Origin of the sequence: Caballeronia sp. SL2Y3 (genome assembly GCF_022879575.1) — a bacterium.
In the GTDB taxonomy this organism is placed as follows: Bacteria; Pseudomonadota; Gammaproteobacteria; order Burkholderiales; family Burkholderiaceae; genus Caballeronia.
The window spans coordinates 1,613,809-1,627,655 of sequence record NZ_CP084260.1 but is presented as its reverse complement, the minus strand read 5'-3'; the positions used below and the strand labels follow the sequence as shown (position 1 = coordinate 1,627,655).

Genomic DNA, 13,847 nt, shown 5'->3' with positions numbered 1-13,847 from the left:
CCCAGCCCTCGGACGCGAACGCAGCCACGAACAAGCGCCGCGCATGAGCCTGCCGCCCTACGAGACCATCGCGCTCGTGCTTCAGGGCGGCGGCGCGCTCGGCGCGTATCAGGCCGGCGTCTACCAGGGCTTGCACGAAGCGGATATTCACCCGAACTGGATCGCCGGCATCTCGATCGGCGCGATCAACACAGCGATCATCGCGGGAAATGCGCCGGAGAATCGCGTCGAGCGGCTGCGGGAATTCTGGGAAACCATCTGTCAGCCGGCGTTCGGCTTTCCGTTGCCCGCGTTCGTCGAGCGCGCGTTCTTCAATTCGAGCGACCAGATCCGAAAGGCTTTTACCGCGTTGCAGGCGGTCGATGCGCTCGTCGAAGGGCAGAAGGGGTTCTTCGTGCCCCGCTTTCCGCCGCCGTCGCCGGTGGCATCGAGTTCGCCTGAGACCGCGAGCTATTACGATACGGCTCCGCTCAAGGCTACGCTCGAACGCCTTTGCGACTTCGACCGCATCAATTCGGGCGAGACGCGCGTGTCCGTCGGCGCGGTGAACGTGGCAACCGGCAACTTCGCGTACTTCGACAACACGCGGACGAAGCTGCGCGCCGAGCATTTTCTGGCCTCGGGCGCGCTGCCGCCCGGCTTCGCCGCCGTGGAGATCGACGGACAGTTCTACTGGGACGGCGGCCTCATGTCGAACACGCCGCTCTACGAGGTCGCGCAGGCCACGCCGCGCCGCGATACGCTCGCGTTCCAGGTCGATCTCTGGAGCGCGCGCGGGCCGGTGCCGGACAATATCGTCGATGTCACGGGCCGCATCAAGGACATACAGTATTCGAGCCGCACGCGGCTCGTCACGGACGAGATGCAGCGCGCCCAGCGGTACCGCAACGTCCTGAAGCACGTCCTCGACCTCGTACCCGAGGCGCTTCGCGACACCGACGAGTGGTGCCGACGCGCCGCCCAACTGGCCTGCTCGAAGCGCTACAACATCATTCACCTTATCTATCGGCAGAAGGAGTACGAGGGCCAGTACAAGGACTATCAGTTCGGCTTCTCGACAATGCACGAGCACTGGGAGACTGGCCTCGCCGACATCCGCCGCACGCTGGCGCATCGCGACTGGCTCGACATGCCGAACGGCGAGAGCGGCTTCGTCACGCACGACATTCATCGCGAGAAGCGTTGATCCTGCGCGGGAGAGAGCGCCGGTCGCCGCCCGTCCGGGCGCATTCAGACGAGCCTTTGTATAATCCGAGCGCATTCGAACGCGCGGTTGTCTGCGCGGCGTCCAACACCCATTTTCCCGTTCGGCCCGATGAATTCGATCGCGATCTGCTTCGTCTGTCTCGGCAACATCTGCCGGTCGCCCAGCGCGGAAGCGGTCATGCGCGAACTGGTCGAGCGGGCGAGACTAGCTGACCGGATCCTTATCGATTCAGCGGGCACCGGCGACTGGCACATCGGCCAGCCGCCGGACGAGCGCGCGCAGCGCGCAGCGAAAAAGCGCGGCTACGACCTGTCGACGCTGCGCGGCCGTCAGGTGGCGGCAGAAGATTTCGCCCGCTTCGACCTGTTCATCGTCATGGACGACGCCAACGCTGCCGCGCTCGCCTCGGTCTGTCCGCCGGAGTACCGGGACAAGATCCGGCTCTTGATGGAGTTCGCCACCCGCGACGACACCCGCGTGGTCGTCGATCCGTATTTCGGCGGCGACGAAGGCTTCGAGCGCGTGCTGGACCAGTGCGAGGACGCCTGCGAGGGCTTGTTGAACGCGTTGCGGGCCCAGCTGCGGCCGTAGCTCGCGGGCGCTGCCGGGGGCGAAAAGATCGACTAAATCGTTACTTATTCCGCCCGGATACTTGACTAAAACTGTGGGATATTTATACTTGACGAAAATCATCGAGTATTAGCGTTAGCCCCCAATTATGAGACTCACCACGAAAGGCCGTTTCGCCGTCACGGCGATGATCGACCTGGCGCTGCGCCAGGAGCAGGGCCCGGTGACGCTGGCAGGCATCAGCCAGCGCCAGCGCATCTCGCTTTCCTATCTCGAACAACTGTTCGGCAAGCTGCGCCGGCACGAGATCGTCGAATCGGTGCGCGGTCCGGGCGGCGGGTACAACCTCGCGCGCCGGGCGGAGAACGTCACGGTGGCGGACATCATCATCGCGGTGGACGAGCCGATCGACGCCACCCAGTGCGGCGGCAAGGGCACGTGCGAAGGCACGAAGCAGCACGACGGCCACTGCATGACCCACGAACTCTGGGCGACGCTCAATCAGAAGATGGTCGAGTATCTCGATTCCGTCTCGCTGAAAGATCTGGTCGACCAGCAGCGCGCCCGCGAAGGCTCGGCGGCGGTGCTGCGCGACCGGCGCGCGGAACCGGCGGGCGTCGAGGCGGCGCGCGTCGTGCCCAAGGGTCCGAATTCCATTTTCAATCTGGCTGGCTGAGCCCGCCCGGCCGCCGCGAACCGCAGAACGTACTGCAACGCGGCGCCAGCGACCCAGCCATGCGATTTGACCGATTTTCCCGGAGCGACTGATGAACAACGATATCCCCCACCTGCCCATTTACATGGACTACAGCGCGACGACGCCGATCGATCCGCGCGTGGTGGACAAGATGATTCCGTATCTTCGCGAGCAGTTCGGCAATCCGGCCTCGCGCAGCCATCAGTACGGCTGGGATGCGGAGCGCGCAGTCGAGGAAGCGCGCGAGCAGGTCGCGGCGCTGGTGAACGCAGATCCGCGCGAGATCATCTGGACGTCGGGCGCGACCGAATCGGACAATCTCGCCATCAAGGGCGCGGCGCACTTCTACAAGAGCAAAGGCAAGCACATCATCACGGTGAAGACCGAGCACAAGGCCGTGCTCGACACCTGCCGCGAGCTCGAGCGCGAGGGCTACGAAGTCACGTATCTGGACGTGAAGGAAGACGGTCTGATCGACCTCGACACGTTCAAGGCGGCAATCCGCCCCGACACCATTCTCGTTTCCGTGATGAGCGTGAACAACGAGATCGGCGTGATTCAGGACATCGAGGCGATCGGCGAGATCACGCGTGAGAAGGGCATCATTTTTCACGTGGATGCGGCGCAGGCCACCGGCAAGATTCAGATCGATCTGCAGAAGCTGAAGGTCGACCTCATGTCGTTCTCGGCGCACAAGACGTATGGCCCGAAGGGCATCGGCGCGCTGTATGTGCGTCGCAAGCCGCGCGTGCGCATCGAAGCGCAGATGCACGGCGGCGGCCACGAGCGCGGCATGCGCTCCGGCACGCTCGCGACGCATCAGATCGTCGGCATGGGCGAGGCGTTCCGCATCGCGCGCGAAGAAATGGCGACGGAAAACGAGCGCATCCGCATGTTGCGCGACCGGCTGCTGCACGGCCTGCAGGAAATCGAAGAGGTGTACGTCAACGGCGACATGGAACGCCGCGTGCCGCACAACCTCAATATCAGCTTCAATTTCGTCGAAGGCGAGTCGCTGATCATGGCGGTGAAGGACGTGGCGGTGTCGTCGGGTTCGGCGTGCACGTCGGCCTCGCTCGAGCCGTCTTATGTGCTGCGCGCCCTCGGCCGCAACGACGAACTCGCGCACAGCTCGATCCGCTTCACGGTCGGCCGCTTCACGACCGAGCAGGACGTCGATTACGTCGTCAACCTGCTCAAGAGCAAGATTGCGAAACTGCGCGATCTGTCGCCGCTCTGGGAAATGCACAAGGACGGCATCGACATTTCGAGCATCCAGTGGGCGGCGCACTGAACGAAGCACACTGCGTCCGCGCGAAACGAACATACGGAGAGTTGAATCATGGCTTATAGCGACAAGGTTCTGGACCACTACGAAAACCCGCGCAACGTCGGCTCGTTCGCGAAGGACGACGACGCTGTCGGCACCGGCATGGTCGGCGCGCCGGCATGCGGCGACGTGATGAAGCTGCAGATTCGCGTGGGCGCGGACGGCGTCATCGAGGACGCAAAGTTCAAGACGTACGGCTGCGGTTCGGCCATCGCGTCGAGCTCGCTCGTGACCGAATGGGTGAAGGGCCGCACGCTCGACGAGGCGCTGTCGATCAAGAACACGCAGATCGCCGAAGAACTGGCGCTGCCGCCGGTGAAGATCCACTGCTCGATTCTGGCGGAAGACGCGATCAAGGCAGCGGTCGCCGACTACAAGCAGCGTCACGGCGCGGCGGACCGCCAAGCCGAAGAGGCTCAGGCAAAGCAGCACGCAGCGTAAGCTGGCATCACGCAGGTGGCAGGGAAAGGCCGCAGCGCCGCCGCACGAACGCGGCGGCGCTGCGGGAAGCACGATTTGAGCGCGAGAGACGCGACGACTATGGCAATCACGTTGACGGAGAAGGCGGCACAACACGTGCAGAAGTATTTGACGCGGCGCGGCAAGGGCGTGGGCCTGCGCCTGGGCGTGCGTACGACCGGCTGCTCGGGTCTGGCGTACAAGCTCGAATATGTCGACGAACTGGCGCCCGAAGACATGGTGTTCGAATCGGCGGGCGTGAAGATCATCATCGATCCGAAGAGTCTCGCGTACCTCGACGGCACCGAGCTCGACTTCGCGCGCGAAGGGCTGAACGAAGGTTTCCGCTTCAACAATCCGAACGCGAAAGACGAATGCGGCTGCGGCGAATCGTTCCGCGTGTGACGCGCGTGACGCCGGCGGTTTCGGCACAAGAGGCGGCGCGGGCCGCCTTTTTCATTCGCGCATCCCGAACTCATTGACAACGCCATGGCAACGCTCACCGACAGCCACTTCGATCTCTTCGGCCTGCCGCCGACTTTCGCGGTTGACCGCGACCGGCTCGACGACGCCTACCGCACCGTGCAGGCGCAAGTGCATCCCGACCGCTTCGCCGCCGCCGGCGACGCGCAGCGCCGGCTCGCGATGCAGTGGGCCACGCGCGCCAACGAGGCGTATCAGACGCTGCGCGATCCGCTGAAGCGCGCGCGCTATATGCTGTCGCTGCGCGGCATCGACGTCGGCGCGGAGAACAACACGGCGATGGAGCCTGCGTTCCTGATGCAGCAGATGGAATGGCGCGAGAATATCGAAGATGCCGCCGCGGCAAAGAACGTCGGCGCGCTCGAATCGCTGCTGACCGAACTGCGCGACGAAGAGCGCGTGCGCTTCGCCAAACTGGAAGCGCTCATCGACAGCAATGCGGATCAGGCGGCGAGCGAAGCGGTGCGTCAGCTGATGTTCATCGAGCGCGTCGCGCATGAGATCGGCGCGCAGATCGAGCGGCTGGAAAACGCCTGAAGCCGAGCGCACTCGCACTCCAGCACGACAAGAAAACACAGGCCCAGCGCGCCACACAACCCCACAAGACCAACGATGGCTTTACTGCAAATCTCAGAACCCGGCATGGCGCCCGCGCCGCACCAGCGGCGCGTGGCGGTCGGCATCGATCTCGGCACCACGAACTCGCTCGTGGCCGCCGTGCGCAACAGCGTGCCCGAAGCGTTGCCCGACGAGGACGGCCATGTGCTGCTGCCGTCGGTGGTGCGCTATCTGGAGAAGGGCGGCCGGCGCATCGGCCGTATCGCGAAAGAGGAAGCCGCGACGGATCCGCGCAACACGATCGTGTCGGTGAAGCGCTTCATGGGCCGCGGCAAGAGCGAAGTGGAAGGCGCGGAAAACGCGCCGTACGATTTCGTGGACGCGCCCGGCATGGTGCAGATTCGCACGGTCGATGGCGTGAAGAGCCCGGTCGAAGTGTCGGCGGAGATTCTCGCGACGCTGCGCTACCGCGCGGAAGACACGCTCGGCGAGGATCTCGTCGGCGCGGTCATCACCGTGCCCGCCTACTTCGATGAAGCGCAGCGCCAGGCCACCAAGGACGCGGCGAAGCTCGCGGGCCTCAACGTGCTGCGCCTGCTCAACGAGCCGACGGCCGCGGCCATCGCGTACGGCCTCGACAACGCTTCCGAAGGACTGTACGCCGTCTACGATCTCGGCGGCGGCACCTTCGATCTGTCCATTCTGAAGCTCACGAAGGGCGTGTTCGAAGTGCTCGCGGCGGGCGGCGATTCCGCGCTCGGCGGCGACGACTTCGATCACGCGCTGTATCGCCATGTGCTGACGGAAGCCGGCATTCAGCCGAAGACGCCGGAAGACGTGCGCCTGCTGCTCGATCGCGTGCGCACGGCGAAAGAGGCGCTGTCGTCGGCGAGCGAAACGCGCGTGCAGGCGAGCTTGTCCACGGGCGAAACCGTCGACGTGGCCGTGACCGAAGCGCAGTTCGCCGCGCTCACCGAATCGCTCGTCGCGCGCACGCTCGGGCCGACGAAAAAGGCGCTGCGCGACGCGAAGGTGACGCCCGCCGATATCAAGGGCGTCGTGCTGGTCGGCGGCGCGACGCGCATGCCGGTGATCCGCCGCGCGGTCGAAGCGTTCTTCGGCCAGCCGCCGCTCGTCAATCTCGACCCGGATCAGGTCGTCGCGCTGGGCGCGGCGATTCAGGCGGACCTGCTCGCGGGCAACCGGCGCGGCGAGGGCGACGACTGGCTGCTGCTCGACGTGATTCCGCTGTCGCTCGGCGTCGAAACGATGGGCGGGCTCACCGAGAAGATCATTCCGCGCAATTCGACCATTCCGACGGCGCGCGCGCAGGACTTCACGACCTTCAAGGACGGCCAGACGGCGATGGCGATCCACGTCGTGCAAGGCGAGCGCGAGCTCGTCTCCGACTGCCGCTCGCTCGCGCGTTTCGAGTTGCGCGGCATTCCGCCGATGGCGGCGGGCGCGGCGCGCATCCGCGTCACGTATCAGGTCGACGCGGACGGGCTGCTGTCGGTGTTTGCGCGCGAGCAGACGTCGGGCGTGGAGGCGTCGGTGGTGGTGAAGCCGTCGTACGGTCTCGCCGATGACGACGTCGCCCGCATGCTCGAAGAGAGCTTCAAGACCGCCGAGGTCGACATGCGCGCCCGCGCGCTGCGCGAGGCGCTCGTCGAAGCGCAGCGCCTGATTGAAGCGACGCAGGCCGCGCTCGCCGCCGACGGCGAATTGCTCGACGAGGCCGAACGCGCGCAGATCGAAACGCTCATCGGCGAACTGGCGGCGCTGTCGCAAGGCGAGTCCGTCGAAGAGATCGACGAGGCGACGAAGGCGCTCGCCGCCGCCACCGACGAATTCGCCGCGCGCCGCATGAACAAGAGCATTCGCCGCGCGCTCGCGGGCCGCAAGCTCGACGACGTCTGATCCACTCAAGCATTCACGGAAAACCATGCCTCAAATCGTTGTGCTGCCTCATGTCGAACTTTGCCCGGACGGCGCGGTGATCGACGCCGATGTCGGCAAGAGCATCTGCGACAACCTGCTGGAACACGGAATCGAGATCGAGCACGCGTGCGAGAAGTCGTGCGCGTGCACGACCTGTCACGTCATCATCCGCGAGGGCTTCAACGCGCTCGAACCGTCCAGCGAGGACGAAGACGATCTGCTCGACAAAGCCTGGGGTCTCGAGCCGACATCGCGGTTATCATGTCAGGCGATGATGCCCGCCGAGGACGACCTGGTGGTCGAGATTCCCCGGTACTCCATCAATCACGCCAAAGAAAATCACTGACAGGAGGCTCGCCCATGAAGTGGACAGATACTCAGGAGATCGCGATGGCCCTGACCGACGCGCACCAGGATGTCGATCCGCAATATGTGCGTTTCACGGACCTGCATCGCTGGGTGACCGAACTGGAAGGTTTCGACGACGACCCGCAGAAATCGAACGAAAAGATCCTCGAAGCCATTCAGGCCGCGTGGATCGAAGACGCGGACTACTGAGTCCGCCTCTTCACTGATTGCCAAACGACGGCGGCGCTCGCAAGAGCGCCGCCGTTTTTGTTTGCGCGAAGCGCCGGCCAATCTTGACAGAACTTGACGCGGCGCGCGTTGTTGCGCGCCTATCCGCCCCTTAAAATCGCGCCCTCTGCGTGCCGGCAAGCGATGCCGGCCGTCACCATAACGTCCGGACGCCGTCGCTGCTCGCGGGTAAATCCTTTGCATTGCAAACGAATTTCACGATGACCGCGCCACGGCGGCGCGGTCGTCAGCGCCTGCGCGCGTCCAAAAGGCGTTCATTCGAGGAGAAGCACATGGGGAAACTCGGCCTGTCGCGTCGCGGTTTTCTGAAGGCGGGGGCGCTCGCGGGCGTGTCCGTGTTCATCGCGCCTTTGGGCAGCCGCGCGTTCGCCGCGCTGTTCGAAGAGCACATTCTGACGCCCGTTCAATGGCATGCGACAAGCGGCTATCCGAAGTTCCGCATCGACGGCATCGCAAAGGTGACGGGCGACAAAGTCTTCGCACGCGATATCCGCGCGAAGGACATGCCGCATTGGCCGCAAGAACAGTCGCATGCGCTGATCCTGCGCACGACGCTCGCGGATCGTCTCTTCGAAGGCATCGACCTTTCGATTCTCGGCGGCGGGCTCGCGCCCGATCGCGTCGTGACGGCGGATGACCTCGCCCGCGACAAGCTCGCGTTTCCCGCCTTCTATGGCGACGACATGCTGCTGCCCGCCGGCAAGACGCCCGCTTATCTCGGTCAGGCGGTCGCCATCCTGATCTATCACGACTTCGCGCGCTTCCGTCTCGCGAAGGACAAGCTCCAGTTCCGCGAAGGCGTCGTCCGCTATGGCGCGACGACCGGTTTCATCGAGCGCGATCCGTGGGCGTCGTTTCGCTTCGTGCGCGTGGGCGGCAAGACGCCGTTCGACGACGACGCGTTCTCCAGCCTGAAAGACTCGCCGCTTTTCCCGCACATGATGAAAAAGCGCGAGCCCGTGTGGGCCGACGCCAACGAACACGGCAAGCTCGACGAGCAGGGCATGTTCCACGCGCAGGCCATTGCTAACGCGCTGGATCATCCGCCGGGAGAATGGCTTGTCGTCGATCGCGAATACAAGACGCAGTCCGTCGACACCGCCGCGCTGGAACCCGACAACGCGAACTGCTGGTACGACGCGGCAACGCAGTCGCTGCACATGGTCGTGCCGACGCAAGGGCCATACGAAGTCGCGCAGAGCGCGCTCGAAATGGCGGCGAAATCGCGCTTCACGGTGAAGAACTTGTTCCTGCATCCGTGCTACACGGTCGGCTACGGCTCGAAGGATCACTTCAACGTGCCGTTCTACGGGCTCGTCGCGGCGATGTACGGCGACGGCCGCCCGGTGCGTCTCGCGTTCGACCGCTTCGAGCAGTTTCAAAGCTCGCTCAAGCGACACGCGTTCGACATGCGCTATCGCATGGCGGTGGACAGGAAGACCGGCAAGATTCAGGCATTCAAGGGCGAGTTCATCGCGAATGGCGGCGGACGCTGCAATTTCTCGCCGTCAGTGGCGATGGTCGGCGCGACCGCCGCGCAATCCATCTATTACATTCCGCAGAGCGACCTGACGGCAGTCGCCATCGCTTCGCGCGCCGTCGATGCCGGCTCGGCGCGCGGCTACGGCACGCTGCAAAGCATGGCGGCGACCGAAATGATGATTGACGACATCGCCGCGCAACTCGGCATGGACCCGATCGACCTGCGTCTTGCGAACGTCATGCGCACCGGCATGAAGAACACGCAGGGCGCGATTCCGGCAGGCGCCGTGCGCGCGGAAGACGTGCTGCGTCAGGCGAAGGAACATCCGCTGTGGACCGGGCGCGCGCAACGCAAGACGGAGTATGAAGCCGCGCATCCGGGCATGCGCTACGGCGTTGGCTTTGCGTGCGTGCAGAAAGACTTCGGCACCGGCGCAGAGAGCGCGTTCGCCAAGGTGGAATTCAGCGCCGACGGACGCATCGCGCTGTCGCACTCGGGCGCGGAGATCGGCACGGGATCGTCCACGGCGCAGGCGCTCGTCGTCGCGAAGTGGCTCGGCAAGCCCGCCGCCTAGGTCCACATGGCCGTCACCGACTGGGCGGATCTGCCGGTCGTCACGAGCGGCGATCCGTACCTCATGTCGCAGGCCGAGCAGGACAGACTGAGCGCGAATCCGCGCTGGTCGCCCGCGTACATGTCGCCGGCGAGCGCGACGAATTCCGCCTACTACTTCTCGCACGCGACGCGCGAGGCGGCGCGCGTGCTGTTCCGCCACGGCCTCTGGCCCGCCGCGATGGCGATCTGGGGGCAAGGCATCGGCGGCGGTCAGGCGGCATCGTTCGTCGTGCGAATCGAAGACGCGCGCTGGAGGGACGGCAAACTGTCCGCCGACGGTCTGGAGCCGATCCCGTTCGACGTCCTCGCGAAGAAGGCGCACGAACTGGGACTCGCGACCGGCGCGGTCGTGCACACGTTCAACCGCTGGCAGTGGAGCGAAGCGCAGTTCGATATCGGAGGCACGGCCGATCAGTTGCCGCTCGACGGCTTGTCGGTGCGCTTAGGCAGCGGTGCCGCCGACAAGGGCAAGGCGACCGCCAACGGGTATCGCGTGCTCGACCGCAAGCGCGTGACGATTCCGCCCGTGCAGCGCAATAACGCGATGGTCACGTACTACAGCGCGGTAGGCACGCTCGTCGAACTGGCCGTGAACGAGGCAAGCGGCAAGGTCGAACTGCTGTCGCATCACTCGATTCTCGAATGCGGCAATCCGATCGCGCCGCAACTCGTCTCGGGGCAGTTGCAGGGCGGCCTCGCGATGGGCATCGGGCACGCGCTGCACGAGTATCTGCCGCTCTACGAAGACGGCCCCGGCAACGGCACGTGGAACTTCAACCGCTACCGGCTGCCGCTCGCGAGCGATGTCGCGGTGTGGAATCAGACCGGCGACGTGCTGCCGCCGCTCAGTGAGACCGATCCGCCGAAAGGCATCGCCGAAGTGGTGATGATTCCGGTGGTCGGGGCTATCGTCAACGCGATCGCGCACGCGATCGGCCATCGCTTCACCGATCTGCCGGTGACGCCGCAAAACATTCAGGAGGTGCTCGCATGACGGCCATCCCATCCGCCGCGGGCGTCGACATGCGCTCGCTTTCGATGACGATCAACGGCAACAAGGTCGGCCCGATGCCGGTGCCGTCCGGTTTGCCGATGATCGACTTTCTGCACGAATACGCCGGTCTCACGGGCTCGCGGCTCGGCTGCGGACAGGGCGTGTGCCACGCGTGCGTGGTGATCGTCGATCACGCGGACGGCACGAGCGAGGAAGTGCGCACGTGCATCAACGGCGCGCATTTTTTCGACGGCAAGACGGTGCGGACCATCGAAGGGCACGCGAAGCGCAACGAACACGGCGAGGTGGTCGAGCTGTCGCCGGTGCAGCAGCAGTTTCTCGATCATTTCAGCTTCCAGTGCGGCTATTGCACGCCCGGTTTCGTCAACGCGACGACGGTGCTGATCGAGCGGCTCAAGCGCGAGCCGATCGCAAAGGATCAGATCGAAGCGACGATCATGGCCGCGCTCAACGACCACATCTGCCGCTGCACGGGCTATGTGCGCTACTACGAAGCCGTGAAGGACCTCGTGCTTGCCACGCCCGGACTCGTGAAGGACGCCGCATGATGACATCGATCAAGACGCGCACCATGCGCCGCTCGTTCATGCGCGTGCTTCCCGTTGCACTGACCGCGCTCGCGCTGTCCGCCTGCCATAGCGAACGCGACGTCGCGCAGAAGACTGCGGCTTCGCCAGAAGTCGTCGCTCGCGGACGCTATCTCGCGCAAGCGGCCGACTGCGCTGCCTGCCACACGGCCGAAGGCGGCGCGCCGTTCGCGGGCGGCGTGAAGCTGGAGTCGCAATTCGGCACGTTCTATGGCAGCAACATCACGCCCGATGCGAAGTACGGCATCGGCAAATGGACCTCCGACGCGTTCTACGGGGCGCTGCATGACGGCAAGACGCCGAACGGCAAGCTCTATCCCGCGATGCCGTACACGTCGTACCGGCAGATGTCGCGCGAGGACAGCGACGCTATCTACGCGTACCTGATGGCGCAGAAGCCCGCGGCGGTGCCGAATGTCGAAGCGAATCTGCGCTTCCCGTTCAACGTGCGTTTCGCGGTGCGGTTCTGGGACATGCTGTTCCTGAACGACGCGCTGCCCGACGCATCCACGGGACAATCGGCCGACTGGACGCGCGGCCGCTATCTTGCCAATGCGCTCGGGCACTGCGCGGAATGCCACACGCCGCGCGGCGCGTTCGGCCAGCTCGCTAACGCGAAGACGCTGCAGGGCGGCGCGCTCGGACGCATCGCCGCGCCGGATATCACGCCGGCTGCACTGGCGGCGCGCGGCTGGACCGGGGCGGACTTGCAGGCGTACTTCTCGACGGGCGTCGCGCGGCAGGGATCGGCTTTCGGCGAAATGCATCCGGTCGTGTATCTGAGCACGCAGCATCTGGCTCGCGATGACGCCCGTGCTCTCGCGACGTATCTGCTCGGCGACGCGCCTCCCGCGCCAGCGCCGGTGAAGCTGCGATCGGCCGACGCGGCGCAACTCGCAGCCGGCCGCAATCTGTACCTCGATTCATGCGCCGGCTGTCACGGACGCGAAGGCGAGGGCAAGCCGCACGTCGCCGTCGCGATGAAGGACAACTCGACGCTGCGCCAGGGCGACGCGCGCAATCTGATCGTATCGATGCTCGACGGCATCGAAGCGCAGCCGTTCGCCGGCGTCGAACGCATGCAGCCGATGCCGGGCTTCGCCGCGACGTACAGCGACGAGCAGATCGCGCAGTTGGCCAACTATCTGCGGGCGACATGGGGCGGCCAGCCTGGCGATGTCACCGCCGACAAGGTGAAGTCGCTGCGCTGATGTACGAAGGCCACGCATTGCGTGGCCTTCTTGTTTTCGATGCGGTCAAACGCGCATGCCGCGCTCGGCCAGTTGCCGCTGCAACGTCGGCCACATTTTCGACACCGCTTCTTCGCCGGCAAGAATCGCGGCGTTGCGCTGGCTGAAGTCGCTGTTGCTCATCGCGTTCAGATTCGGGCGGATGACCGCGTTCGCGTATTTGTCGAGCTCGTAAGCCTTGATCGACTGGCCCATGATGGTGAACGTCTGCATCAGCACGTCGAACGAACTCTGCGTGAGCGCCGTTTCGGGCCGCGCGGAGATATCGACGGCGATCACGAAATCCGCGCCCATCTTGTGCGCGAACGCGGCAGGCACCGGGCTTACGAGTCCGCCATCGACATATTCGTGATCGCCGATCTTCACCGGCTCGAAAACGGACGGCACGCTGCACGACGCCCGCACGGCGACGCCGGTATTGCCGCGTTGAAACAGAATCGGCTGGCCGCTTTTCAGGTCGGTGGCGACAATGCCGAGCGGCTTCGCCATCTTTTCGATCGGCCTGTTGTCGAGCGTCTTGTTCAGGAAGTTCTGCAACGCCACGCCTTGCAGAATGCCGCGCGCGCGAAAGGGCATCGCCCAGTCGCTGATGGAGGCTTCGTCCATCGTCAGCGCGAGCTTGTTCATCGCGATGCCGGTCATGCCGGACGCGTACAGCGCGGCGATCACCGAACCCGCGCTCGTGCCCGCCACCAGATCGACGCGCACGTTGCGCGCTTCCAGCGCCTTGATGACGCCGATATGCGCGAACCCGCGCGCCGCGCCGCCGCCGAGCGCGAGGCCGATTCGCGCGGCGCGTTGCGGGTCCGGGGCAGGCGTAGTTGCGACCGGCGCGCTCTTGCCGCCGAGGCCGCCGCCGCTCGTGCTCGTGCAGGCCGCGAGAATGGACGACGCCGCCGCGAGCGAAAACGCGCGGCGGGAAATGAGACGTGACGATGAATTCAAGTGAGACTCCAGCGATGCGGCGAGTGTGCGATTGCATGCGCGTTTTCCGGTGCAATGAAAACGGCGCGCACATCATAAAGCAAAAGGCGCGGGCTCAGGCGCGAGGCGGG

General features: G+C 65.1%; 13 protein-coding genes and 1 pseudogene. 13 read left to right on the top strand and 1 reads right to left on the bottom strand.

Going from position 1 to position 13,847, the window contains the following annotated elements; translation table 11 throughout:
* The first annotated feature begins 43 nt into the window (after positions 1-43).
* From LDZ26_RS07665 to LDZ26_RS07605, 13 genes and pseudogenes are all read left to right on the top strand, one after another.
* Complete coding sequence (locus tag LDZ26_RS07665) at positions 44-1,186, top strand: patatin-like phospholipase family protein (protein WP_244849083.1); 1,143 nt, start codon at positions 44-46, stop codon at positions 1,184-1,186.
* 129 nt (positions 1,187-1,315) lie between these two features.
* On the top strand, positions 1,316-1,798 hold the full coding sequence (locus LDZ26_RS07660; protein WP_244846656.1) for a low molecular weight protein-tyrosine-phosphatase: 483 nt from the start codon (positions 1,316-1,318) through the stop codon (positions 1,796-1,798).
* A gap of 127 nt (positions 1,799-1,925) precedes the next feature.
* A complete protein-coding gene (gene iscR / locus LDZ26_RS07655) occupies positions 1,926-2,453 on the top strand; it encodes a Fe-S cluster assembly transcriptional regulator IscR (RefSeq protein ID WP_040050918.1) in 528 nt (175 codons plus the stop codon).
* A 91-nt stretch (positions 2,454-2,544) separates the two neighbouring features.
* Positions 2,545-3,768 (top strand): IscS subfamily cysteine desulfurase, encoded by a 1,224-nt coding sequence (locus LDZ26_RS07650; RefSeq protein WP_206466554.1) that lies wholly within the window; start codon positions 2,545-2,547, stop codon positions 3,766-3,768.
* A 48-nt stretch (positions 3,769-3,816) separates the two neighbouring features.
* On the top strand, positions 3,817-4,245 hold the full coding sequence (gene iscU, locus LDZ26_RS07645; RefSeq protein WP_244846654.1) for a Fe-S cluster assembly scaffold IscU: 429 nt from the start codon (positions 3,817-3,819) through the stop codon (positions 4,243-4,245).
* A gap of 99 nt (positions 4,246-4,344) precedes the next feature.
* A complete protein-coding gene (gene iscA, locus LDZ26_RS07640) occupies positions 4,345-4,668 on the top strand; it encodes an iron-sulfur cluster assembly protein IscA (RefSeq protein ID WP_244846652.1) in 324 nt (107 codons plus the stop codon).
* Positions 4,669-4,752: 84 nt separating this feature from the next.
* Positions 4,753-5,283 (top strand): Fe-S protein assembly co-chaperone HscB, encoded by a 531-nt coding sequence (gene hscB, locus LDZ26_RS07635; RefSeq protein WP_244846649.1) that lies wholly within the window; start codon positions 4,753-4,755, stop codon positions 5,281-5,283.
* Between the two features lie 75 nt (positions 5,284-5,358).
* Positions 5,359-7,224: a Fe-S protein assembly chaperone HscA gene (gene hscA / locus LDZ26_RS07630; RefSeq protein WP_244846647.1), complete on the top strand. Its 1,866-nt coding sequence runs from the start codon at positions 5,359-5,361 to the stop codon at positions 7,222-7,224.
* 25 nt (positions 7,225-7,249) lie between these two features.
* Positions 7,250-7,591: an ISC system 2Fe-2S type ferredoxin gene (fdx, locus tag LDZ26_RS07625; protein ID WP_206466551.1), complete on the top strand. Its 342-nt coding sequence runs from the start codon at positions 7,250-7,252 to the stop codon at positions 7,589-7,591.
* A gap of 14 nt (positions 7,592-7,605) precedes the next feature.
* Positions 7,606-7,803, top strand: a complete 198-nt coding sequence (gene iscX / locus LDZ26_RS07620) for a Fe-S cluster assembly protein IscX (RefSeq protein WP_175940519.1) — start codon at positions 7,606-7,608, stop codon at positions 7,801-7,803.
* Positions 7,804-8,114: 311 nt separating this feature from the next.
* A pseudogene (locus tag LDZ26_RS07615) lies at positions 8,115-10,934 on the top strand (xanthine dehydrogenase family protein molybdopterin-binding subunit).
* Complete coding sequence (locus LDZ26_RS07610; protein ID WP_244846645.1) at positions 10,931-11,503, top strand: (2Fe-2S)-binding protein; 573 nt, start codon at positions 10,931-10,933, stop codon at positions 11,501-11,503. Before LDZ26_RS07615 ends, LDZ26_RS07610 begins: the two are co-directional and overlap by 4 nt.
* The gene (locus LDZ26_RS07605; RefSeq protein ID WP_244846643.1) at positions 11,500-12,753 is read left to right on the top strand and encodes a cytochrome c; all 1,254 of its coding nucleotides are present in this window, start codon (positions 11,500-11,502) and stop codon (positions 12,751-12,753) included. Before LDZ26_RS07610 ends, LDZ26_RS07605 begins: the two co-directional genes overlap by 4 nt.
* A 45-nt stretch (positions 12,754-12,798) precedes the next feature.
* Here LDZ26_RS07605 and LDZ26_RS07600 read toward each other — a convergent pair whose 3' ends face one another.
* Positions 12,799-13,737 (bottom strand): patatin-like phospholipase family protein, encoded by a 939-nt coding sequence (locus LDZ26_RS07600; RefSeq protein ID WP_244846641.1) that lies wholly within the window; start codon positions 13,735-13,737, stop codon positions 12,799-12,801.
* Between the last annotated feature and the right edge of the window lie 110 nt (positions 13,738-13,847).